At 54.1% G+C, this 23,136-nt stretch carries 28 protein-coding genes; 7 read left to right on the forward strand and 21 right to left on the reverse strand.

What is annotated here, in order from left to right:
- Positions 1 to 2: 2 nt before the first annotated feature.
- The 6 genes from ccsB to KNP95_RS00440 all read right to left on the reverse strand — a co-directional run bounded on the left by ccsB (position 3) and on the right by KNP95_RS00440 (position 5,569).
- Complete coding sequence (ccsB, locus tag KNP95_RS00415) at positions 3 to 1,187, reverse strand: c-type cytochrome biogenesis protein CcsB (protein WP_214835133.1); 1,185 nt, start codon at positions 1,185 to 1,187, stop codon at positions 3 to 5.
- Positions 1,187 to 2,734, reverse strand: a complete 1,548-nt coding sequence (gene resB / locus KNP95_RS00420) for a cytochrome c biogenesis protein ResB (RefSeq protein WP_021067624.1) — start codon at positions 2,732 to 2,734, stop codon at positions 1,187 to 1,189. Before resB ends, ccsB begins: the two co-directional genes overlap by 1 nt.
- A gap of 19 nt (positions 2,735 to 2,753) precedes the next feature.
- On the reverse strand, positions 2,754 to 3,335 hold the full coding sequence (locus tag KNP95_RS00425) for a redoxin domain-containing protein (RefSeq protein ID WP_021067625.1): 582 nt from the start codon (positions 3,333 to 3,335) through the stop codon (positions 2,754 to 2,756).
- Between the two features lie 136 nt (positions 3,336 to 3,471).
- Positions 3,472 to 4,230, reverse strand: coding sequence for a pseudouridine synthase (locus KNP95_RS00430; RefSeq protein ID WP_021067626.1), 759 nt, complete (start codon positions 4,228 to 4,230; stop codon positions 3,472 to 3,474).
- Positions 4,231 to 4,824 (reverse strand): SMC-Scp complex subunit ScpB, encoded by a 594-nt coding sequence (scpB, locus tag KNP95_RS00435; RefSeq protein ID WP_021067627.1) that lies wholly within the window; start codon positions 4,822 to 4,824, stop codon positions 4,231 to 4,233.
- Positions 4,802 to 5,569 carry a segregation and condensation protein A gene (locus KNP95_RS00440; protein WP_214835134.1) on the reverse strand — a complete coding sequence of 256 codons (768 nt, stop codon included), beginning with the start codon at positions 5,567 to 5,569 and terminating at the stop codon, positions 4,802 to 4,804. The genes scpB and KNP95_RS00440 overlap by 23 nt, the downstream gene beginning before the upstream one ends.
- A 78-nt stretch (positions 5,570 to 5,647) precedes the next feature.
- Here KNP95_RS00440 and KNP95_RS00445 point away from each other — a divergent pair, with 78 nt between their 5' ends.
- Positions 5,648 to 6,118, forward strand: a complete 471-nt coding sequence (locus tag KNP95_RS00445; RefSeq protein ID WP_214827307.1) for a DUF309 domain-containing protein — start codon at positions 5,648 to 5,650, stop codon at positions 6,116 to 6,118.
- Between the two features lie 11 nt (positions 6,119 to 6,129).
- Here KNP95_RS00445 and KNP95_RS00450 read toward each other — a convergent pair whose 3' ends face one another.
- The 6 genes from KNP95_RS00450 to xerD all read right to left on the reverse strand — a co-directional run bounded on the left by KNP95_RS00450 (position 6,130) and on the right by xerD (position 11,358).
- Positions 6,130 to 6,486: a GNAT family N-acetyltransferase gene (locus KNP95_RS00450; RefSeq protein ID WP_021067630.1), complete on the reverse strand. Its 357-nt coding sequence runs from the start codon at positions 6,484 to 6,486 to the stop codon at positions 6,130 to 6,132.
- A gap of 89 nt (positions 6,487 to 6,575) precedes the next feature.
- Positions 6,576 to 7,016, reverse strand: a complete 441-nt coding sequence (locus KNP95_RS00455) for a peptidylprolyl isomerase (RefSeq protein ID WP_021067631.1) — start codon at positions 7,014 to 7,016, stop codon at positions 6,576 to 6,578.
- Positions 7,017 to 7,130: 114 nt separating this feature from the next.
- Positions 7,131 to 8,432 carry a pyrimidine-nucleoside phosphorylase gene (locus KNP95_RS00460; RefSeq protein WP_214802456.1) on the reverse strand — a complete coding sequence of 434 codons (1,302 nt, stop codon included), beginning with the start codon at positions 8,430 to 8,432 and terminating at the stop codon, positions 7,131 to 7,133.
- Between the two features lie 28 nt (positions 8,433 to 8,460).
- Positions 8,461 to 9,270 carry a purine-nucleoside phosphorylase gene (locus KNP95_RS00465; protein ID WP_021067633.1) on the reverse strand — a complete coding sequence of 270 codons (810 nt, stop codon included), beginning with the start codon at positions 9,268 to 9,270 and terminating at the stop codon, positions 8,461 to 8,463.
- A 13-nt stretch (positions 9,271 to 9,283) separates the two neighbouring features.
- Positions 9,284 to 10,450, reverse strand: coding sequence for a phosphopentomutase (deoB, locus tag KNP95_RS00470; RefSeq protein WP_021067634.1), 1,167 nt, complete (start codon positions 10,448 to 10,450; stop codon positions 9,284 to 9,286).
- A gap of 23 nt (positions 10,451 to 10,473) precedes the next feature.
- Positions 10,474 to 11,358: a site-specific tyrosine recombinase XerD gene (xerD, locus tag KNP95_RS00475; RefSeq protein WP_214835135.1), complete on the reverse strand. Its 885-nt coding sequence runs from the start codon at positions 11,356 to 11,358 to the stop codon at positions 10,474 to 10,476.
- A 225-nt stretch (positions 11,359 to 11,583) separates the two neighbouring features.
- Between xerD and KNP95_RS00480 the strand changes: the two genes are divergently transcribed.
- The 4 genes from KNP95_RS00480 to KNP95_RS00495 are packed head-to-tail and all read left to right on the forward strand — an operon-like array spanning position 11,584 to position 15,001.
- Positions 11,584 to 12,582, forward strand: coding sequence for an ROK family transcriptional regulator (locus tag KNP95_RS00480; RefSeq protein ID WP_214835136.1), 999 nt, complete (start codon positions 11,584 to 11,586; stop codon positions 12,580 to 12,582).
- A gap of 11 nt (positions 12,583 to 12,593) precedes the next feature.
- Positions 12,594 to 13,775 (forward strand): MFS transporter, encoded by a 1,182-nt coding sequence (locus tag KNP95_RS00485; protein ID WP_029595319.1) that lies wholly within the window; start codon positions 12,594 to 12,596, stop codon positions 13,773 to 13,775.
- Positions 13,772 to 14,152 (forward strand): VOC family protein, encoded by a 381-nt coding sequence (locus tag KNP95_RS00490; RefSeq protein ID WP_021067638.1) that lies wholly within the window; start codon positions 13,772 to 13,774, stop codon positions 14,150 to 14,152. Before KNP95_RS00485 ends, KNP95_RS00490 begins: the two co-directional genes overlap by 4 nt.
- Positions 14,153 to 14,164: 12 nt before the next feature.
- Positions 14,165 to 15,001: a Cof-type HAD-IIB family hydrolase gene (locus KNP95_RS00495; protein WP_214835137.1), complete on the forward strand. Its 837-nt coding sequence runs from the start codon at positions 14,165 to 14,167 to the stop codon at positions 14,999 to 15,001.
- Between the two features lie 46 nt (positions 15,002 to 15,047).
- Here KNP95_RS00495 and fur read toward each other — a convergent pair whose 3' ends face one another.
- Positions 15,048 to 15,527, reverse strand: coding sequence for a ferric iron uptake transcriptional regulator (fur, locus tag KNP95_RS00500; RefSeq protein ID WP_016509373.1), 480 nt, complete (start codon positions 15,525 to 15,527; stop codon positions 15,048 to 15,050).
- A gap of 112 nt (positions 15,528 to 15,639) precedes the next feature.
- Positions 15,640 to 16,170, reverse strand: a complete 531-nt coding sequence (locus KNP95_RS00505) for an NUDIX domain-containing protein (RefSeq protein ID WP_214835138.1) — start codon at positions 16,168 to 16,170, stop codon at positions 15,640 to 15,642.
- Positions 16,171 to 16,246: 76 nt separating this feature from the next.
- Here KNP95_RS00505 and KNP95_RS00510 point away from each other — a divergent pair, with 76 nt between their 5' ends.
- The gene (locus KNP95_RS00510; protein WP_214827293.1) at positions 16,247 to 17,077 is read left to right on the forward strand and encodes an aldo/keto reductase; all 831 of its coding nucleotides are present in this window, start codon (positions 16,247 to 16,249) and stop codon (positions 17,075 to 17,077) included.
- A gap of 3 nt (positions 17,078 to 17,080) precedes the next feature.
- On the opposite strand, the gene KNP95_RS00515 is transcribed toward KNP95_RS00510, so the two are convergent.
- Positions 17,081 to 17,620 (reverse strand): PadR family transcriptional regulator, encoded by a 540-nt coding sequence (locus tag KNP95_RS00515; protein ID WP_021067642.1) that lies wholly within the window; start codon positions 17,618 to 17,620, stop codon positions 17,081 to 17,083.
- A 128-nt stretch (positions 17,621 to 17,748) separates the two neighbouring features.
- Between KNP95_RS00515 and KNP95_RS00520 the strand changes: the two genes are divergently transcribed.
- Positions 17,749 to 18,063, forward strand: a complete 315-nt coding sequence (locus KNP95_RS00520; RefSeq protein WP_029595313.1) for a thioredoxin family protein — start codon at positions 17,749 to 17,751, stop codon at positions 18,061 to 18,063.
- A 39-nt stretch (positions 18,064 to 18,102) separates the two neighbouring features.
- Here the strand turns inward: KNP95_RS00520 and KNP95_RS00525 are convergent, their stop codons facing one another.
- From KNP95_RS00525 to KNP95_RS00550, 6 genes are read right to left on the reverse strand one after another with little or no spacing between them, the layout of a single operon-like run.
- Entirely contained in the window at positions 18,103 to 19,032 is a 930-nt protein-coding gene (locus KNP95_RS00525; RefSeq protein ID WP_214835139.1) for an NAD(P)/FAD-dependent oxidoreductase, read from the reverse strand.
- On the reverse strand, positions 19,029 to 19,610 hold the full coding sequence (locus KNP95_RS00530) for a CDP-alcohol phosphatidyltransferase family protein (protein ID WP_214835140.1): 582 nt from the start codon (positions 19,608 to 19,610) through the stop codon (positions 19,029 to 19,031). The genes KNP95_RS00525 and KNP95_RS00530 overlap by 4 nt, the downstream gene beginning before the upstream one ends.
- Positions 19,610 to 20,497, reverse strand: a complete 888-nt coding sequence (locus KNP95_RS00535; RefSeq protein ID WP_214798424.1) for an ABC transporter ATP-binding protein — start codon at positions 20,495 to 20,497, stop codon at positions 19,610 to 19,612. The genes KNP95_RS00530 and KNP95_RS00535 overlap by 1 nt, the downstream gene beginning before the upstream one ends.
- Positions 20,494 to 21,195 carry an ABC transporter permease gene (locus KNP95_RS00540; protein ID WP_021067647.1) on the reverse strand — a complete coding sequence of 234 codons (702 nt, stop codon included), beginning with the start codon at positions 21,193 to 21,195 and terminating at the stop codon, positions 20,494 to 20,496. Before KNP95_RS00540 ends, KNP95_RS00535 begins: the two co-directional genes overlap by 4 nt.
- Entirely contained in the window at positions 21,192 to 21,965 is a 774-nt protein-coding gene (locus KNP95_RS00545) for an ABC transporter permease subunit (protein ID WP_214835141.1), read from the reverse strand. The genes KNP95_RS00540 and KNP95_RS00545 overlap by 4 nt, the downstream gene beginning before the upstream one ends.
- A complete protein-coding gene (locus tag KNP95_RS00550; protein WP_214835142.1) occupies positions 21,952 to 23,121 on the reverse strand; it encodes an ABC transporter substrate-binding protein in 1,170 nt (389 codons plus the stop codon). Before KNP95_RS00550 ends, KNP95_RS00545 begins: the two co-directional genes overlap by 14 nt.
- Positions 23,122 to 23,136: the final 15 nt, after the last annotated feature.

Raw genomic sequence — 23,136 nt, forward strand, 5'->3', positions numbered from 1 at the left:
GTTTACGCATATGAATGCAAACCAGCGATGACAAGGTTGACGAAGACGAGGTTGAACATGATGACGGCGAATCCACCGACACAGAGCCAAGCCGCTTTCGTTCCCGTCCAGCCACGCTGGATCCGCATATGCAAGTAATAGATATAGATGAGCATCGTGATGAGCGCCCACACTTCTTTCGGGTCCCAGCCCCAGAAACGGTTCCAGGCGATTTGGGCCCAAATCATGGCGAAGATGAGGCCCCCGAGAATGAACACCGGCAAGCCGATGGCGATTGAACGGTAACTGATCTCGTCAGCGAGGTCGAGGTCGACCTTTTTCGCGAGCGGCTGTAACGCCTCGGCGACGCGCTTGCGTAAGATGACGAAACGGAGCAACACATAAATCACGACGCCGGCGATGACCGACCAGATGAGTGTGTTCAATTTCAACGTGTTGATGAACGTCGGCAACTCGAGTGACAAGCCGCTGGCACCAGAGACAAGTTGCGCCCCTTCCGGTACTAACAGCATCGGCATGAAGTACTCATACGACTCTTGCGTTCCGCGATCGTTCGTGAACTCGACGACGCCACCGGCGCCAATCGCCTTGAAGAGCATCGAGACGAGAATGAAGCCGAGCGTACACATGAGTACGAACATCGTGACTTCGAGCCACGTCCGAGACTTCGACTGCTCGCGCATCGATGTCTCGTTTAGCAAGAAGATGAGGCCTGATGCAAAGCTGATGGCCAGAATCCCTTGTCCGAGCGCTGCGGTCGTGACGTGAATCTTCAACCAGACACTGTTCAAGGCTGGGATGAGCGGTGCCACTTCGCTCGAGAACATCGAGGCGAACGCGATGACGAGCAGTGCCACTGGCATGGCGAACAACCCGAGCACATCATTTTTATAAATGCCATACACGACGAGGAAGCCAAGCACCATCATCATTCCGAAGAACGTCGTGTATTCGTATAGGTTCGATACCGGCGCATAGCCGACCCCGACCCACCGTAAAATAAAATATCCCATTTGGGCGATAAAGCCGATGACCGCCAGCATGAACGCATACTTTCCATAGGCGATACGGTTGACGTTGCGGTCTTTGCGCATCCCGCTGACCGCGATTGTGAACAACACGGTCGCGACGGCGTACAGGATGAACGCGATGAAGAGCAAACGACTGCTCCACTGAATCCACTCCATTATGATTCCCCTCTTTCATTGGTTGAGTTGTCGTCTGTCTTTTTTTCAAACCGTGCCTGATCTTCCCAGATCGGCAGGCCATGTTTCTCTAGGAGCGGTGTGATTTCGCGGTTAAGTGAAGATGGGTTCTTGTTCGTGAAACCGGCGACAAGCACGTCCGTCTCGCCGTGACGACGAATCCAGATGCGACGGTGCGGCCAATACATACCCATCACGATCCCGACCATGAAGATGATTCCCCCGACGATTAACACTGGATACGTCGAGTCACTCTTGACGCGAAGACCGCTCGTGCTCGCCATCTCCGTCCCGGCGAATTGGACCGCATAGCGATTCTCCTCGTCGGCAACGTTCAAGCGAATCCCGATCAAGTTCGATTCGGTCGTGCCGTCCGGTGTGTCAATCGCCATGAAGAAGGCCGGGTTGAGCGCCCGTGGCGATTTCGTGTTCGGCTGGCCGTCCTTGACTTCAAAGTCCGGGTATAAGTCGTTCAGTTTGACCGTGACGTCACCGAGGTCGTATGTCGTCTCCGGATTTGTCAAATCGACCGTGAACGGTCCATACACGTCGCCTGTCTCTTTATCAGCGACGTTGAATGACATCGACAAGAACTCTGGCCGACTCGAATACTGTTCTTGATACACTTCATATTTTTCAAACTTGAACGGATGGTTCACTTTCGTCGAACCGGTATCGACTTCCTCGAGTTGCGGCGATCCGTCCTCGTTCGTTCCGGTCTTCTTGAACAGCGTCAATTCCGTCTCATAGTTTTTTGGGACTGCACCCGCTTTTTCGATTGCCTCGGCAAACTTCGCATCTTCGGCGTTGTTTTCCGGATCATACATCTCTAAAATGAATTGATCGTTGCGGAGATAATATTCATCATCCGTCGCCTCGAGCGGAACCGTATCGCCTTCGCGCACCCATTCGAGCGTGTCCGTATGGAATGCCGGAAAGACGCGTAGCATCGCCCCGATGAAGAAGATGACGAGCCCGATGTGGTTGACGTATGGGCCCCAACGGCCAAAACGGTATTTTTCGGCGAGTAAGGCGTCGCCGTCACGCTTCACTTGATAGCGCTTCGCTTTTAAGGCGTCGCCGAACGCATCGATTTGTTCGTCCGAGCCTTTGCCTTCCCCAATCAGACGTTGTCCGCGCATGAAGCGATCGGTACGTCGGACCGGCTGGTTTTTCAACGCTTTATATAGCGGGAAAAATCGGTCGATTGACACGACGATAAGCGATAACGTCAGCATGACGATCAACGTGATGTACCACCACGATGTATAGAGGTTATGGAATCCTAACGTGTAATAAATCGTTCCCGGTGTCCCGTACTCGTCCGTATAATACTGGCTCGCCGGCAACTGTTGCGGAATATACATCTCTTGCGGAAAAATCGTTCCGATCGCCGATCCGACGATGATGAGCCCGATGAGCCATAGACCGACCTTGACCGATGCAAAAAAGCTCCACACCCGGTCAATCCATGACCGTGGACGACGCTTCGATCGTAAATCGGCGCCGTCGTATTTCATATCTAGCATATGTGCGCCCCCCGTTCGCTTACAATGACTTCTCGGCCAACTCCATCAGTTTCTCTTTCGTGAGTTCACCTTCGTACTTTTCAATCACTTTGCCATCGGCATCGATGACGAACGTGACCGGCAAGTTATAAATCCCGTACGCCTTCTCGACTTCGCTGCGCGTGTCCATCAAAATCGGATAGTCGAGCTTGACGCCGAGGTCGTTCACAAAGTTATCGACTCGGAGCGGTGTCTCACCGACATTGACCGCCCAAAAATCGACGCCCATGTCTTGAAGGGCCGCATAGTTGTCCTGGACGACCGGCATCTCTTTCTCACACGGTTCACAGAACGTGCCCCAGAAGTTCACGAGCAGCCCTTTGCCGTCGTATGTCTCGCGCTCGACCATCGTCGTCCCGTCTAAACTGACGAGCTTGAAGTTCGGCGCATCGTCACCGGCCTCGACCCGTCCGTCGTTACCGGCTTGTTCAATCAATTGCATGATGACGACCGCTCCTGCGAACAGGACCATCGTCATGATCATGAGCCGCCAAAATGACCGTTTTTTCTTATGGGCCATCGCCTGATTCATGCGATCACCCGACTTTGTTTCTTTCGTCATGAGTTCACACCATCCTTCAGTTGTTATTGTACTGAAAAAACACCAAAAACGCACATTAACAGACTTTTTTCATCTTTTTGTCACACAATCTCCACAAACTAAAAAATCATCCTATCTCAGGACGATTTTTTAGTTGTTATTTTTTCTTTTTCTTGCCTCGTTGTACAGGGGGTACGGTCGGGTTGGCAAGTTCACGCAACTTGGATACTTCTTTGCGTGACAGTTCACGCCATTCGCCCGTCGTGAGACCGTCGAGCGTCAAGAAACCGAACTGTTCGCGCTTCAATTTGATGACTTCCGAACCGACTGCTTCGAGCATGCGGCGGATTTGACGGTTATGGCCTTCCGAGATGACGATTTCTAGAATGGCCGAGTTTTTCTTATGGTCGACCGTCTTCATCTTCACTTGGGCACTGCCCGTCTTATATCCGTCATCGAGCTCGACGCCCGACTCGAGTTGTTTCATCGCGATATACGAAGGAATGTTCTTCACTTTCGCCACATAGCGTTTCGGGATTTTGAACTTCGGATGGGTCATCATGTTCGAGAACTCTCCATCGTTCGTCAAGATGATGAGTCCCGTCGTGTTATAGTCCAGACGTCCGACCGGGAAGACACGTGATCCGGGTGGGACGAGGTCGGTGATGACTTTACGACCTTTATCGTCTTCGACCGTCGAGACGTAACCGCTCGGCTTGTAGAGGACATAGTAGACATGCTCTTCTTGTTCGATTTTCACACCGTCGACTTCGACTTCAGACTTCGGTCCGACTTTCGTCCCGAGTTCGCGCACGACTTTCCCGTTGACGCGGACCCGTCCATCTAAAATCATTTCTTCGGCTTTGCGCCGTGAGGCGACACCTGCTTGGGCAATCACTTTTTGTAAACGTTCCATTTATTCATTCTCCAATCTATCTTGCATAATCGCAGACGGCTGGCCGAAGAACAAATCGCCTTCGTCCGAGAGCTCGTCTTCAAACGTTAATGGGGGCAATTCATCAAGTGAATTAAACCCGAAATGGTCCAGGAAATGCTCGGTCGTGCGGTACAACTTGGCCCGTCCGATCGTCTTGGCACGGCCTGCCGACTCAATCAACCCTTTTGATAACAGCGTATGAATGACGCGTTCGACTTTGACGCCCCGAACTTCTTCGATATCGGCCCGGGTGACCGGTTGCTTGTACGCGATGATGACGAGCGTCTCCATCGCAGCCCGAGACAACGCTTGTTCGGCCATCGTGCCGACGTAACGCTGAATATACTCGGATACCTCGGGGACCGTCACGAGCTTGTACACGCCCGCCGATTCAATCAATTGGAACGGGCGACCGGAGTCTTTAAACGATACTTCTAGCTTACTCAACTGTTCGCGGGCGGCGGCTTCCGAAATGTCGAGCGTATCCGCGAGGGCACGCACTTCCATCCCTTCTTCGCCGACGACGAACAGTAGACTCTCAATAATCGTTTCATAAGACAGCAACGGCTTCATTCCTTTCCTTTGATGATTCGACGAACGAGATTTGAATGTCCCGTTCTTCTTGTTTGGTCGTGACGACACGCAACTTGATTAGCTCAAGCAACGCCATGAACGTGACGACGAGGTCGGAGACATCGGGCCGCTCTTCAAAAAACGAAAAGAACGAGGTCGTCCCTTCTGCCGAGACATGCTCATGCAACCGCGTCATCTGCTCCTCCAGCGTCCGTTCTTCGCGTTTGATTGTCTTCTTGCGGCGTTCTTTCCACCGCTTGCGCTCGACCATCTTCGAATAGGCGTGCAACAAGTCCGAGAAGTTGAGCGGTCCGTCGTACGGTTGGACGAGGTCGGACATATAGCGCGTCAAATCTTCGCCCGGACGGCTGTACAGTTCGAGCCGAGACTCTTCCTGCTCGCGCATGAACACGACCGCTTCTTTATAGGCCTTATATTCAATCAACTGTCGAATCAACCCTTCGCGGGTCGGTTCTTCGCCGAAGTCAGGAATGTCATCCTCTTCGACCGGTACCGGTGGCAACAGCTGCTTGCTCTTCAATTGGAGCAACGTCGCCGCCATGACCAAATACTCACTGGCCACATCGAGCTCAAATTTTTGCATCGTCCGGATAAAGGCGACATACTGGTCCGTGACCTCGGAGACAGAGATGTCCGCGATGTCGAGCTCCATCTTGCCGATCAAGTGGAGCAGCAAGTCGAGCGGACCTTCGAACGTATCGATTTTGACGTTGTACGCTTCCATAGAGACACCTGCCATTTACATTTTTGCGCTTTAGTATAACATGTTTTGTAGTACCGTGACCACGAAAGGAGAAATTTGATGTCAACGCCTTTAATCCAGTATACGCTCTTGTTTGAATGCCATGCCGATTATTTCGAATGCCACGAAGTGCTCGAGGAAGCATGGCAAGACGGAGGCCGTCAAGATTTAGGTTACGCCGCCTTGATTCAGTACGCCGTCGCCCATTACCATGCCCGCCGCGGCAATACGGCCGGGGCGAAAAAGAGCATCGCGGCGTTACAACAGAAACTTGGGCTGGCCGCGACCGAGCTCGAGGGGCACGGCATCGATGTGGAAACGTTCGCCGAGGATTTGGAGTGTTGGCCGCTCCCCGAGACGCTGCCGCTCGACAAATCGACGCGCCGACAAATCGAGCGCTTGAAACCGACATTCGAACCGACCGCGCTCACGTTTGACGAGCTCGTCCATAAACATATGTATCGAGACCGGACACCGGTCGTCACCGAGCGGCTCCGGGCGCTCGAGGCACGCAAAAAAGCTAGGCGCTGAGCCTAGCTTTTTTAGATGACGACTTGATTCCATTTATCGAGCAAGTCCCCGGTCTTGCCTTGACCGACGAGCTTCAAGTCGAGCGGCAATAAGTTCCGGGTCTCATCGAGCAGTTCATAAGAACGTTTCTCGCCACGGAACGACGGAGACAGCGCAATATGATGAATGAACATCGTCGTCTCTTGTTGCTCCATCCCGATGATCCCGACGAAGTCTTCCCCGACTCTCCAGAGATAAAGGAATTTGGCAGGGTCTTCTTCGTAGGACCGGACGAGTTCGAGCAAGGCGAGCGGAGATTTGTCGCTACATGAGAACGCGAGCAAGCCCATCGCCGTCTTTTCGTACGATTGTTTATATTTCACCAGCATCGCTGGTTTCACCACCTTTAGTCATTCATGTTTCACTAAGTGAACACGTGAGAGACATGGCTCATTGTGTCATAACATTCAGGCAGAAATCAATTCTCGTCCCAAACTTTGACTTCGGCCATCTTCGTGCCTTGACGAAGTTTGACCGCGTGCTCGAGGCCAGACGTCACTTTTCCGAAGACCGTGTGGACGCCATCAAGGTGCGGTTGTGGCTCATGGACGATAAAGAACTGTGACGAGCCCGTGTTGCGTCCAGCGTGCGCCATTGAGAGCGAACCGGCTTCATGCTTGTACGGGAATGACGTCGACGTCTCACATGGGATCGTGTAGCCTGCGCCGCCCATGCCTGTGCCTTCTGGGCAGCCGCCTTGGCTGACGAAGCCTGGGATGACCCGGTGGAATGTCAAACCGTTATAGAAACCGCTGTTCGCGAGCTTCTCGAAGTTTTCAACCGTGATCGGTGCCGCATCGTGGAACAAATCGAATTCGATCATTTCGCCGTTCTCTAATTTCATTGATCCTTTTTTCATATCAAGTTACCCCTTTATGTTCATATTGTCTTTCTCACTCACACATTGCCCATTCTATCAAAAAAAACCGTCTGTCTCCACTATTTTGTGGAAACAGACGTTCTGACTTGCTGCTTACTGGATGACAGCGTGGACGAGTGGACGGGCCGTCGGCTCTGTCGCACCGATCGTATACGCGTGGTCCATCCGCTCGAGCGCAGACGTCATATCTTCTTTGTTCGAACGGAGCACGGCGATAACTTCACCGGCTTCGACCTTGTCACCGACTTTCTTCTCGAGCGTGATACCGGCCGCAAAGTCGAGCTGATCATCTTTTGTCGCCCGACCTGCGCCGAGGAGCATCGCTGCCACACCGACTTCGTCAGCGATAATCGACTCGACGTAACCCGCTTGTTTCGCGACGAACGTCGTCTCATACTTCGCTTGCGGAAGTTTCGACAAGTCATCGACGAGCGACGCGTCGCCACCTTGTGCCGCTACGAACTGACGGAACACTTCGAGGGCATGACCATCCGCCATCCGTTTCTCGAGGTCAGCGTACGCCTCGTCGAACGTCGGATAGAACTCGCCAAGTACAGCCATATGGCCGGCGATCGTGAGGGCAATCGTCTTCAAGTCGTTCACGTCTTTGCCCGATAGGACTTCGATCGCTTCTTTCACTTCATTCGCGTTCCCGATTTCGAAACCGAGCGGCTGGTCCATGTCCGTGATGACGGCGACCGTTTGACGGCCGACGTTCTTCCCGATGGCGACCATCTCTTCAGCGAGCGCTTTTGCATCATCGAACGACTTCATGAACGCGCCTGAACCCGTCTTGACGTCGAGGACGATGCTGTCGGCACCGGCCGCGATTTTCTTCGACATGATCGAGCTCGCGATGAGCGGGATTGAATCGACCGTCGCCGTCACGTCACGGAGTGCGTAAAGACGTTTGTCGGCAGGCGTCAAGTTACCCGTCTGACCGATGATTGACATCTTGATATCGTTTACTTGCTTCGTGAACTGTTCTTCCGTCAACTCGACGTTGAAGCCAGGGAACGATTCGAGCTTATCGATTGTCCCGCCCGTGTGGCCGAGACCGCGCCCGCTCATCTTCGCGACTGGAATGCCGATTGACGCGACGAGCGGAGCGACGATTAAGCTGATTTTGTCACCGACACCGCCGGTCGAGTGTTTATCGACTTTTTTACCTTGGATGTTCGAAAGATCGATGACGTCACCAGACTTGACCATCTCCATCGTCAAGGCTGCCGTCTCTTTCTCTGTCATGCCGTTAAAGTAAATCGCCATTGAAAGGGCCGACATCTGATAATCAGGAATCGTCTCGTTCGTGAAGCCTTCGATGATGAAGCGAATCTCCTCTTCGTTTAATTCGCCACCGTTACGTTTTTTCAAAATCAAATCGACCATGCGCATAAGTTTCGTCCTCCTAATTGGGTAGTGGTTACATGCTTTGAATCGTGCCGCGTACGAGTGAAAGGAAGTCTTGACGGACGCGTTCTGTCGTCTCGATGACCTCTTCATGGTTGAGCGGTTGATCTAAAATCCCGGCTGCCATGTTCGACACGCACGAGATGCCGAGCACACGCATATCCGAATGACGGGCCACGATGACTTCAGGTACCGTCGACATGCCGACGACGTCGCCGCCGAGGAGGCGTGCCATCTTCACTTCAGCTGGTGTCTCGTATGTCGGACCTGTGTTTCCGAAATAGACGCCTTTTTGAATCGAGAGGCCGAGCTTCGCAGCGACACCTTCCGTCAACGTGACGAGCTCTTTATCGTACGCTTCTGACATATCTGGGAAACGTGTCCCGAAGTCGCTCGCGTTCTTGCCGATGAGCGGGCTCGTGCCGAAGAAGTTGATGTGATCCGTGATGATCATCAAATCGCCCGGGTTGAATGACTCATTGCAAGCACCAGCCGCGTTCGTGACGATAAGCGTCTCGACACCGATCAATTTGAGGACGCGGACCGGGAACGTGACTTGTTCCATCGAGTAACCTTCATAGAAATGGAATCGTCCTTGCATCGCGACGACGCGTTTTCCTTCGAGGTCACCGAAGACGAGTTGTCCAGCGTGTCCTTCGACGGTCGATACCGGGAAGTGCGGGATGTCCTCGTAAGGGATTTTGACCGCGTTTTCAATTTCATCAGCGAGGACGCCGAGTCCTGAGCCGAGGATGAGTCCGATTTCTGGTGTTCCGTTCATGCGTTCCTGTAAAAATGCCTTTGTTTCGTTCCAATTTACCATGAGTAGTGCCTCCTCAAATTTCGTTTAAGAAACTCTTTCCGTGTACTGGTGCATCGACATCGAAGTTATCCGCGACTGTGGCGCCGATGTCGGCGAACGTTCCTCGAATCCCGAGGTCGACTGCTGTCGCGCCGTGATGATGAACGATGAGCGGCACGTATTCACGCGTATGGTCCGTGCCTGGTGCCGTCGGATCGTTCCCGTGGTCGGCCGTGATGATGAGCAAGTCGTCTTCACGCAACTTCTCCATCACTTCTGGTAGACGGGCGTCATACTCTTCAAGCGCGATCGCATAGCCTTCTGGGTCACGGCGGTGACCGAAGAGTGCGTCAAAGTCAACGAGGTTCAAGAAGCAGAGTCCTTCGAAGTCTTCATCGAGCGATTCGACAAGCTTGTCCATCCCGTCCATGTTCGACTTCGTCCGAATCGCTTTCGTGACGCCTTCGCCGTCGTAAATATCGCTGATTTTCCCGAGGGCGATCACGTCTTTCCCGGCCGTCTCGAGCGTGTTCATGACCGTCTTGCCGAACGGTTTGAGCGCATAGTCGTGGCGGTTCGACGTACGGACCCAAGCGCCAGGTGTTCCGAGGAACGGGCGGGCGATGATGCGACCGAGCATGTACGGGTCTTCGCGCGTGATTTCACGGGCGTATTCGCAGATGCGATACAACTCGTCGAGCGGGACGACTTCTTCATGCGCCGCGATTTGAAGCACAGAGTCAGCCGACGTGTAGACGATCAAGGCGCCCGTGTTGACGTGTTCTTCACCGAGCTCATCCAAAATCTCTGTGCCTGATGCCGGCTTGTTGCCAATGATGTCACGACCGCTGAACTCTTTGAGACGATTGATCAAGTCATCCGGGAACTCTTCGAAGACGCGAAACGGCGTATCGATATGAAGGCCCATGATCTCCCAATGGCCGGTCATCGTGTCTTTACCTGCTGAAATCTCTTCCATGCGTCCGTAGGCGCTAGGCGTCTCCGATGATTCGATTCCTTCAATCGGCTTAATGTTCGACAAGCCGAGACGGCCCATATGCGGCATGTTTAAACCACCATGCTCACGGGCGATATGTCCGAGCGTGTCCGAACCGACGTCGCCGAACTGGTCTGCATCCGGGGACTCCCCGATTCCGACCGAGTCCATGACGACCAAGAAAATACGTTTAAATTTCTTCACAAAAAGTTCCTCCTTTGGTGTCGTTACGCACGCGGGTGATGTTTTCGATAGACATCATGAAGTCGTGCCTTATTGACATGTGTGTAAATTTGAGTCGTGGAGAGGTCTGCATGCCCGAGCATCTGTTGGATGGCCCGAAGGTCGGCGCCGTTCTCAAGCAAGTGTGTCGCGAACGAATGCCGGAGCACGTGCGGCGTGATCTCTTTTTGAATGCCAGCCTCTTTGGCCCGTCGTTTAATCATCTTCCAGAATCCTTGACGACTGAGCCGGCCGCCACGTCCGTTCAAGAACAACGTCTCGGTCTCCCGACCACCGAGCCCGTTACGCGCCTGCTGGATATAGCGTTCGACAAAACTTTGGGCGACCGATGACACCGGGATAATCCGGGCACTCTCGCCTTTGCCTTCACACTGTAGATACCCCAATTCGAACTGTAAATCATCCAAATCGAGCCCAAGAAGTTCACTGACGCGCATGCCCGTGCCGTAGAGCAGTTCGAGCATGGCCCGATCGCGCAGCGCAAGCGGGTCTGACGTCGGAACGCTGTCGAGTAACCGCTCGACTTCGTCTTGCGACCACGTGTCCGGCAGATGGCGCTCTGCTTTCGGCGTCTCTAAATAGAGCGCCGGGTCAGTCGTTGCCCCACCCGTCATCTTTAAATGATGATGGAACGTCCGAATCGAACTGACGGCCCTCCGCAATGATGAGGCGGCCCGACCGGCTTGCGACAACTCTTCCATATGCTTGACGATATGTGCCCGCGAGACTTCATTCCATTCGGTCACCCCGAGTTGGGTCAACGTCGATAAGTACTGGGTCAAATCGCTCGCATAGGCTTGTCTCGTGTTCGTTGACATTCGTTTTTCTACCGTCATGTACTGCAAAAATGACTCGACTTGCGAACGCATGACATCCCCCTCCTTTCTCGTTACACCTGAATACGCTTACATCATATCACTTATGTAAACCGTTGTGAAGACGTCTGACCTCATTTTTTTAAAAGCTTTTTTGTGACAGATTTGGGTGAGGTTTTCATCCATATATTTCGATTGAGGGCTTACAAATCTCATCATGATTTGTTACACTCAAGTCGACTTATTAAAATGATTTAAAAAGTTTGGGAGGAGTCGTCCATGGAACAGACCACTACTAATCTGACGGTCGCCGTCAGACGTCAACTCGTCTTATCCGGTCATTCGACCATCGCCGCCATCTCGGAGGCGACCCGGCTCAGCTTTCCGACCGTCAAGAAGCAGTTGGAGCAGTTGATGGAGGCCGGTGAAGTGTTCGAACACGGTTTTGAGGATTCACGCGGTGGTCGCCCAGCCAAACGTTACATCTATAATGAGCGGTTCACGCACGGATTGACGCTATACGTCGAGAAGTCGGTCGTCCGCTATCGTCTCATCGATTGCAAGGGCGCAACGATTAACGACGGGACGCAGGAGATTCTAAACGGGGACCACCTCGGTGCGCTCGGCTCGGTGCTCGACCGACAGTTGGACCGAACCCCCGACGTGAGCGCGATCTCCATCGGTGTCGCGGCGGCTGTCGCGGACGGGACGGTCATCTTCGCCCCGGACTATACGACGTTCGCACACCTCGACTTGAAACATTGGGTCGAGTCACGCACCGCTCGCCCTGCCGTCATCGAGAACGACATGAACGCGGCTGTCTATGGATACGGACACACGCACGAACTCACTGGCGACCAGTCAATCGTCTACATCTATCTGGGAAAAAACGGACCCGGTGCCGGGATTCTCATCAACGGACAGCTCATCCGTGGAAAGACCGGGTTCAGCGGAGAGATCTCGTTTCTACCGCTCTATGACGACTCGACGTTTCATGACCGGATAGCGAGTGAGCGGTCGGCCCCGGCCCCATTGTCGGACGCCGCGCTCGATGCGCTCGGTCGGCTCGTCGCGACCTTCACCGCGACACTCAATCCGCACGCCATCATTTTTTCGGACGTCGATCTCGTCGATACCGAGTTGGAGGGGATTCGGCACGCCTGCCAGCGTCATATTCCGGCGGCTCACACCCCAGATTTATTGATCGGCATATGGGAGGAAGATTATTTCGCAGGCTTAGCTCGACGTTGCGTCGGGTTGATCCTTGAATCGATTTGAAGAGGTGAACTATGACAGGATTTTTATTATTGACCGTGATTTACATTGCCTTTATCAGTCTTGGCCTGCCCGACGCCTTGCTCGGTGTCAGTTGGCCGTTGATGCACGTCGAGTTCAACGCCCCGATCTCGATGGCCGGATGGATTTTTATGACCATTGCTGCAGGCACGATTTTATCGAGCCTACTCAGCGGTAGGTTGCTCGAACGTTTCGATACGAAGCAAGTCACGTTCGGCTCCGGACTCGTGACGGCAATGTGCCTGCTCGGCTTTTACGCGGCCCCGTCCTTGATTTGGCTGTTCGTCCTATCGATTCCACTCGGACTTGGTGCCGGGGCGGTCGATGCCGCGCTCAACCATTACGTCGCAGAAAACTATCAGGCGCACCATATGAACTGGCTCCATTGTTTCTGGGGCGTCGGAGCGACGGGCGGACCGCTCGTCATGGCCGGTGTCTTGACGGAGAGCGGTTGGCGTGACGGCTATTTGATCGTCGCGTTGATTCAGTTCGCGCTCGCCTTCCTCCTGCTCCTGTCGTTCCCGCTTTGGAAGCGCGAAATTAAAACGGAGCCCTCCACGCTCGAACGACAAGAAACGGCTGTGACCGCGCTCGAACGAAAGATGCCGAAAGGCCTCTCGTATGCGCTGGCCACGTTCCTGCTCTATTGTGGGATTGAGGCGCTCATCGGCCTGTGGGCCAGCAGTTACCTCGTCCAGATGAAACAGTTCTCTGTCGCGACGGCCGCGACGTGGGTGTCAATCTATTACGGCAGCATCACGCTCGGTCGCTTCCTGAGCGGGTTCCTCTCGTTCCGCTTCACGAATCGACAAATGATTCGGCTCGGGCAAACCTTCGCTTTAATCGGTAGCCTCGTGTTTCTCATTCCGGCGACCGGAGCGATGTTGATCGGATTGATTTGTATCGGGCTAGGCTTGGCCCCGATTTACCCGAGCATGCTTCATGAGACGCCGCAGCGGTTCGGGAAGGAACGGGCAAAACGGTTGATGGGCTTCCAGATGGCGTTCGCCTACACGGGCAGCACGTTCCTGCCACCGCTATTCGGACTCATCGTGTCTCAGACGTCGCTCGGCCTATTCCCGCTCGTGACCGTCTTGATCATGCTCGGGATGCTCTTGAACACGGAACGCTTGAACTCGATCATGCACCAACCATCAAAGGAGGAACTCACATGAAAATCGAACACATCGCCATATGGGTGAACGACCTCGAACCGATGCGCCGCTTCTACGAGACGTACCTCGGGGCAACTGCGAACGACAAGTATACGAACGAACAAAAACAGTTCGAATCCTATTTTCTGACGTTCCCTGATTCGACATGCCGGCTCGAGTTGATGCGACGCCCGGACGTCCAAGGCACACCACGCGAAACGATCGGCTACGCGCATATCGCGTTCGCGCTCGGTAGCAAAGAGGCGGTCGATGCGTTGACACGACGACTCGAAGTCGACGGGTATCCGCTCATCGACGGACCGCGGACGACGGGAGACGGTTATTATGAAAGTGTCCTGCTCGACCCCGAACAAAATAAACTTGAATTGACGATTTAAGGAGATGAGACGATGATTCAGGCGATTTTACTCGACCTTGACGGAACGGTATTGACCGACCAGAAGATGATTTCACCGCGCACGAAACAGATATTGCTCGACCTCCAGGCGGAAGGCAAAAAAGTCGTACTCGCCTCCGGCCGGCCGAAACGGGGCATCGAACCGTTCGCCGAAGAGCTCAGACTGCATGAATACGGGGGACTCATCGTCTCCTCGAACGGGGCGTGCGTCACGGATGCTGCAACGAATGAAACATTGTTCGAACAGGCGATTCATCCGAACGACGCTCGTGCCATTTTGGATCATTTGACCGGCTTCGACGTCATTCCGATGATCAATGACGAGACGTATATGTATGTCAATGACGTCTTCAACGGCATGCTCGAGTTAAATGGTAAGCCGTTCAATATCATCGAATATGAGTCGCGCGGTGGACGATTCCAATTGCGGGAAGCACCCCGTCTCGCCGACGCCATCCATTTCCCCGTCTATAAGATTCTCGTCGCGGGACAACCTGACTATCTACAGGCCCATGCCGCGTCGCTCGCCGCACCGTTCACGGACCGCGTAACGGGCATGTTCACGGCCGCCATGTACTATGAGTTCACGGATCTCGGAATCGACAAGGCCCGGGCACTTAATCATGTGTTCCGGGAGATTGGGATTGACCGCGAGCATGTCATCGCGTTCGGTGACGGGCATAACGACCGGTCGATCATCGAGTATGCCGGCATCGGCGTCGCCATGGGCAACGCCGTCGAGGACATCTTGACCATTGCCACGGAAGTGACGACATCGAACAATGAAGACGGGATCGCCACCGTCTTGTCCCGTTACTTGACGACGTGACGACATACAAAAGACAGGCAGCCTTTGAGGGGCTGCCTGTCTTGCTTTATCCGTTGATGACTGCTTTATGACCCTCGAGCGTGACGCCTTTGGCTTGGCAAACTTTACAGATGCCGTGAAACGTCAAGCGATGATCTTTGATTAAAAATTCGTATTTGCTTTCGACTTTCTTCTCGACGTCGACGAGCAAGTCTTCCATGATCTCCTCGACCGAACCGCACTCGACACAGACGAGATGATGGTGCGAATGGTTCGCGCCTTCTGGTCTGAGGTCGAAACGGGCGACGCCGTCACCGAAGTTGACTTTGTCGACGACACCGAGCTCCGTCAATAGCTCCAGCGTCCGATAGACGGTCGCGAGCCCGATTTCCGGTGCGATGCTTTTGACGAGCATGAACACGTTCTCTGCGCTCAAATGGTCCGTCTCATTCTCAAGTAGAATCCGGACAGTTGATTCTCGTTGCGGTGTCAATTTATATCCTTTGGCGCTCAATTGCTGTTTGATCCGTTCAATTCGCGTTTCCATAAGGCGCCCCCTCTTAGCATAATTCACTATTCAAAGCATACCGAAGTTCGTCCGGTTTTTCAAATTAAAATGATTCCTATGTAAGTGTAACATAACTCACTCTAGTTTAGAATCATTTCAATTTAGATAATTGCCACCACTGAATCGCCATAATCGTCTTCGCGTCAGTGATGCGTCCACTCGCCAGCAAGTCGACCGCCTCGTCGAACGTGAAGCGTTGGACTTGTAAAAACTCGTCCTCATCAAGGTTCATCGTACCGGCCGTCAAGCCGTGGGCGACATAGACATCGACCCGTTCACTACAAAAACCGGGTGCCCCGTAAAATGAGAAGATTTTTTTTAGCGTCTCGGCCGTATAACCGGTCTCTTCTTCGAGTTCGCGCTTCGCGCTCGCGAGCGGTTCCTCACCGACTTCTAATTTACCGGCCGGAATCTCGAGTGACATCGATTCAAACGCTTTCCGGTACTGCTCGACGAGGACGATGCGATCGTCTTCATCGACGACGAGGACGGCGACGGCCCCGTTATGGTAGACGAGTTCACGGACCGAGGTCCCTCCGTTCGGGAGCGAGACGACGTGTTTCTCAACGTTAAAGATCTTTCCTTCGTAAATGACTTCCCGTTCAATCGTTTTCTCTTCCATTTGTATGTACCCCTCACTTTTCCTATATACTGTGATTATGATTCATATCGTCAGACGGAACAAGGAGGAATTATCAATGGCAGAGTTAGGATTAGGAACCATGTCGATTTTAAAACACGGGGAAGCAGAAGGTCGTCGGATTCTAGAGGCCGCCTACGACGCTGGGATTCGGCATTTCGATACGGCCGACGTCTACGATCACTTCAAGGTGGAACGTCTAGTCGGTTCGACGTTTGCCGGACGCCGGGACGAACTGTTCTTGACGAGCAAGGGCGGGAACGTGCGAACGGAGGATGGGATGCGCTGGGATCCGAGCGCCGCGTATTTGGAGCAGGCGCTCGCCGATTCGCTCGAACGTCTCCAGACTGACTATTTGGATTTATATTACGTCCATGGCGGTACGATCGAGGACGACCTCGATGAGACAATCGCCTTCATGCGCCGGCAAAAACAAGCCGGGGTCGTCCGACAAATCGGACTGTCCTCGATTCGTCCGAACGTCATTCACTATTGGCTCGAGCACGGTGAACTCGACGTCTTGATGACACCATATTCGTTGCTCGATCGTCGCGTCGAATCACTCGACCTCGACATCCCGATTGTCGGGCGCGGACCGCTCGCCAAAGGACTATTGACCGCCGAGTGGTCCGAGCGCTTGACGGACAAAGGCTTCGAAGCATGGACTGCATCAGAGTTACGCGACGTGTTGCCGACGATCCCGACGCCGATTCAAGCTTACGCCCTTGCCGCCGCGAAACGAACGTGTGCCGTCGTCCTGCCGGGTGCCTCTTCGGTCGATCAATTGAACGAATTGATTGCCGCCAATCAAGCCGACGTCGATTCGGACAAACTTGATGAGCTGTTGGCACGGCTGCCTATTCACCCCTACACAAAACATGCGACCTGAACGTCAGGTCGCATCGGTGTCACGTTGTTTCATTTGTTCGATGGCCCAATCGGCCCAACCGGCGTAGTTTTCCATCATCCGAATCGCATACTCGCTCGTCAGTAAATAGCCGAGCGTATCGGCCTCGGACTGATGGGCCGCTTGAAACGCCCGGATTTGATGGGCGACTTGCTCGTGATGCGCTTTCGTCTCTTCGACGTAGCGAATCGCCTCGTCGAGCGGGAGCAACTGCAACAGGCTGACCCGGAGCAAGTTCTCGTCTTTCATTTTCGGTTGGTACGAGGTCGGTTGCCGCAACCAGTCGATCAACTCTTGACGTCCCGTGTCGGTGATCGAGTAAATCTTTTTGTCCGGTAAATCATGTTGGGCCACATGCTCAGAGGAGACGAGTGCTTCGTCTTCCATTTTTAACAGTTCACGGTAAATCTGTGTATGATGGGCGTGCCAAAAATGAATCATTTGCGCTTTGAACGTCGCGTTCAAGGCATAGCCGGTAGCGGGTTGATGGGTCAATAACCCGAGTAGTGCATGACGTAACGCCATAACCATCACCTATCCCTTGCGGTTCTATTTTTATTAGTGTATCACATATTGCAGCGCGACCGAGAATGCCAATCGGTTGACGCCCATTGCGATTACACAGACAATATACGTGAAGGGAGAGATTTTTTATGAAACCGATTCAATCCGATCAGCAATTCCAAGAAGCCATTCAAGATAAAGGCATGGTCGTCTTCACGACGTCATGGTGCCCTGACTGCCGTCGACTCGACATGTACGTCGACGAGCTCGTCAAAGACTACCCACAGTTCAACTGGTACGTCGTCGACCGCGACGAATTGCCGGAACTGTCGGACGCGCAAGAAGTACGGGGCATTCCCTCGCTTCTCTTCTATAAAGAAGGCGTCAAACAAGAGCATCTCCACTCGGCGAACGCCAAGACAGAGATGCAAATCCGCTCGTTCCTCGATACGTTGAACGACTAAACAAAAAGACGACCGTCATGGTCGTCTTTTTTCGTTCTTTCAAGTAAATCGTTCGACGTAGCGTCGGTCGATTGTCCGTTTCAACCAAAACGGTAACCGCCCGTGCCACGTCAACTTCCCGTACGTCAAGAGTGCTTGTCCCGGAGTCGTCAGCAAGATGTTGAGCGATGTCCGTGATTTGAACGGCCGCTTTGTGCCCAGCAGCAGACGTGCGACGTGTCGGCCCGAGCGGACGGCATCGACGCCGCCGTTCAATCGGGCTGCCATATCGCCCGTAACAAAGATATCGCGATAGACCGGGTGCCGTAAATCGTCTTCGGTCTCGATGAACGCCGCTTCTTCCGCCAGTCCGGCCGCTGACCACCAGTCGTCGGCGACGACACCGGTCGCATCCAAGACGAGTCCGTCCCCTTGTCCGGGTTGGAACGGGGCCAGGATGATCGTCACGCCGCTCCGGACGAGACGACGTGCCATACGCTGAGCGACGCGCCGTGGGAGTTCAGGCAACAGGCGACGCGCATACAATGTCACGCGTCGCTTTTGTCGGATGCATGCGAAGGCGAGCTCGACCCCGGCCTTGCCACCGCCGACGACGGTGACCGCCTCACTGTTGACAATGTCGTCCAACACATATGACGTCATCGGTTTGAGGCCCGTCCCGAGTCCACGACTTTTCGCACCGGTCGCGAGCACGAGGAGATCATATCCGACTTGCCCGTGTTCGGTCTCGACGATTCGGGCATCCGGATCGAGCCCGATGAGGCGATTGGCGACCGGCGTGACATCAGGGCGCAACCGTGTCGTCGCCGATTCCATCTCCCCGGCGATCACTTGCGGGAACGCGCCCGTGTATATCGTTTCGCGTCCCCCGATATACTGGACGTCATACCGTTCATGGAGCGCGTCGAGCCGAGCGAGAATCTCAAGTTGCCCGTGACCGAGTCCGACGAGGACGAGACGCGGCTTCATCGTAAAATCCGCCGCGCTTCTAACAACCGCTGTAAAATGGTCGACACTTCAAGGACGAGGAAAATCGTCGCGATGACGCCAATCCATGTCGGGAATAAAATCATGAGCGTGAACAAGATGAAGCATTCCGTCCGTTCTAAAATACCAGGTTGGTAATAAAACGACTTCTCCGACCGACGGGAGCTGCTCGCCCCAACGGCGAGGAACAATGTCATCGCCACGACGAACGACCCGAGCAACAGCAGAAAGACCGGCATATGCTCCGGATGGCGTAAGGCGAGCGCGATGACGACGGCAATCTCGACGATGCGGTCGAACACGAGATCGAGTACCGTCCCGAAGCTAGTTTTTTGCGAGCGACGCGCCATCGTCCCATCGAGGACGTCGAACAGACCGGACACCCATAATAGCAAGACGGCCGTCCACAGCATGTCGTTGTAAATGAAGAGACCGACCGAAACGCCGATGATGCCCCCGAAGACGGTCACCTCATTCGGGGTGAACTTCCATTTCAAGAGCCGATCGGCCCCACGTTCGATGACGGGACGAACGAACCGGCTACCGTATGTGTCTAACATCATATTCCTCCTTGTCTCTTACGTAAATAATACGTCTCACCGTCTCGGAACGATTCATCCCGTGGCAAGATGACGTAGTCCCCCTGGCCGCGGCGATATTCGCCGAGACGATGCCCGAATCGCGTGAACGACCGGATCAGCACGACCGTCTCGTCCGTCGGGGAGTCCGTCACCTCGATATGAAGCGAGGGATACAGACTGCCACCCAGTTCGATAAAGTCGCCGAACGTCGATTCCGTCTCGGATAACGCTTGTGGGGTGCCGCTCGCGCGGACGAGCCCCGCTTCGAGCAGGGTCACCCGGTCAGCGACGAGCATCGCTTCTTCCCGGTCATGCGTCACGAGGAGCGCCGTCAATCCAAGTTCACGAACGAGGTCGCGAATCAAACGTTGCAACTCGTATTTGAGCTCGGGATCGAGGTTCGTGAACGGCTCATCGAGCAGAATGAGCCGCGGTGAAGCCGCGAGTGCCCGGGAAAAGCTCACGCGTTGTTGTTCTCCGCCGGAAAGCTCGTGAATCTCAGCGTCATAGCGACCAGGCAGCCGGACGCGGGCGAGCCATGTCTCTGCTTCTTGGCGCGATCGGTTCGGTGTGGCGAGTGTCACGTTCTCCCCGACCGTCAAATGTGGGAACAAGAGCGGGGATTGCGACAACATCGTGATCCGGCGCAAGTGAGGTGGCACTCCGTCAAGCGGCGTCTCCTCCCACGTCACTGTCCCGGAGTCGTGTGTCTCTAATCCTGCGATGATGCGGAGCAACGTCGACTTCCCGGACCCGCTCACGCCGACGAGAGCATGAATCTCGCCGTTCGGAATTTCTAAATCAATGCCGCGTAACACGTCACGGTCTTTAAAGCGTTTATGAACGCCTGATAATACTAAGCTCATTGCAACCGTCCTTTCACCAATCTAATCCAGATGCCGAACAGTCCGCCGAGCCCAAGATAGAGGAGGACCGGCACGAGGATGAGCACCCATGTATTCTGTAACGCCAGCGAGACGTCATTGCCTGCATAGGACTGATAAAGCCGCGTTGTGACCGTCGGGACGAGCCCCGCTCCGATCAATTGAACGAGCACGAATTGACTCAAGACGATAACCGTCGAGAACAAGACAATCGTTCGAATCGTCTCTTTCAAGAGCGGGAATAGCACGAGACCGAACCGGGTCCACGGGGCGAGCATCAACGTCTGTTCAAGAAGCGTTCGGCCAATCACATACATGGCGTTATATGCCAGCCGGATGGAATACGGCAACGTCGTGACGAGCAGGACGAGGCCAACTCCAATGTGCGTGCCAACAAGGCCGAGTTGCGCCAAAGCGATATACATGCCGAACATGCTGGCCATGACCGGGATGAACAGTGGAAGGAACGTGAACCATTCGACTGAAGTTTTCCATCTCGACTCGGTGAACATAAGCCACCAAGCCGTACCGATACCGAGCCATACGTTGATGAAGCCGAGGATGATGACATAGATGACCGTGTTTCCGAACGCCTCATCCCAACTGAACGCGGCCGGGAACGCCAAAAACAGCCCGATGAATGGGAACAGGATCAAGCCAGCGGTGAGAATCCGACTCATCGTCTCACCCCCCGTTCGATACGTCGTCGTCGTTTCGCCGTCACCGCATAGGAGCTAATGACACCAATAAAGATGAATAGCGTCCAGATGAGGGCGACCGCATACGACTCGTACGCATTTAAAAACAACCCGGTCGTTAATCGTTCGTAGGCGAGTACCCCGAGCAGTTCAGGGAAGGTGACCCCTAACAAGGCCGGCACTTCATAGGCAAACGAGATAAAAGCGACGAGCACCCAAAACGAATCGAGGAGCGGTTTAACGAGGAATGGCCATTCCGCCACTTTAAATTGTTTAAACGGCGTGAGTTGAAGTGTTTTCGCCATATCCAAATAACCCCGATTCAATTGGGCATACGTCCCAATCACCATCAAAAACACGAACGGCACTTCTTTCCAAACATACGTGAAGATGACGACGAGATGGTGGCGTTCATTCGCCTCAATCAATCCATAGAATGGGAAGCCGCCTGAGAACAACAGATAAAATAAATACGCGGCTGCGACGTGCGGTATGAACATCGGCCATCTGAGAAGTGACGCGAGCCACGTCGACCGATGTCGATACACCGAACGGGCGAGCCACGTCCCGATGACAAGTGAGAGGACCGTCGAAACGACTGTCACATACAGCGTCACGGCGAGACTGGCACGCCACGCCGCGTCGTTCAACTCAGACCAGTCGAACCCTATGGTCTCGTAAATCAGAAAGGCAACACCGGTGAACGGTAATGCCAGAACGAACAGACTAAGCCATAGACTACTTCGCGACACGGTCCCACTCCTCACGAATCGCATCGATTACGGCTGGACCATAGTCAGGGATTGAGCGTTCGGCGAGACGTTCCGGGTCAGGATAAGTGACACCTTCATCGAGCTTTAAGAATGCGTCACGGTCTGCCGTATCGAGTTTGGTCAAATCGAGCGATGTCCCGTCTCCCCAGTACGTCGAGTCTTGTTTGGCGAGCTGGGCTTCGGGCGACAACAACTCATTGATGACCACGAGCGCACCGTTCGGATTTTTGGCGTTAAATGGAACGGCGAGAAAATGCGTCGAGGCAATCGAATGTTCGAGCACGAGTGCCCGTGTACCACTAGGAAACACGCCATTTTCACGTTCGGCCTCGGCGCGTCGTTCATTGAAGCCCATCGTCATCCAGACGTCACCCGCGGCATACAACTGGTCGAGCTGGGCCAGCGATTTCGGATACGTCGTCCCTTGTTTCCATAGGGTCGGCGACCACGCCGCAAGCTTCTCCCAGAACTCGTCTGGAATCTCACCGTCACCGGCCGCAGTCCCATACTCGGCGTAGAGCAGATGGCGGACGAACGCGTTTCCTGTGAAGTCTGTCACTTCAGGATACGTGAAACGGCCAGGATTTTCTTCGGTCCAACGATGTAATTCGTCGAACGTCGTCGGCGGATTTTTGACTTTGTCCGCATCATAGTGCATGACGAACTGCACGTTCCCCCAAGCGACTTCGAGCCCGTTCGTCGGAGTTCCCGCATCGGTCGCTTGCGCTTCCTCGTTCAATAACTTGGCGTTCGGGATTTTGCCGAGCAGGTCACCCTGCAACAATTCCGCCTCGGCAGCGTTACGGAAATTGTCTCCATTGATCCACATGAGGTCGATCGTTCCTTCTTCTCGATTCGCCCGCTTGTCGAGCGACAATTGACGCACAAACTCGGCCGTGTCCATCGGGACGCGGTTCAACTCCACGTTATACGTCTCTTTCAGGCGGGGCGCGACATACTCATCGATATAGCGATTGATGCCATCATCGCCTCCCCACATATAAAAATTGACCGTCGACTGTTTCGCTTCTTCGGCCGCCTGTTCGAACGTCGGTGCGATTTCGGCGCGCGTCGTCCCGCAGGCAGCGAGGAAGATGAGTGACAGCATCAAGCCAAACTGTTTCAATCGGCGCATCGTGTCTCCCCCTTT

This window comes from Exiguobacterium sp. s36 (assembly GCF_018618345.1).
Taxonomy (GTDB): Bacteria; Bacillota; Bacilli; order Exiguobacteriales; family Exiguobacteriaceae; genus Exiguobacterium; species Exiguobacterium chiriqhucha.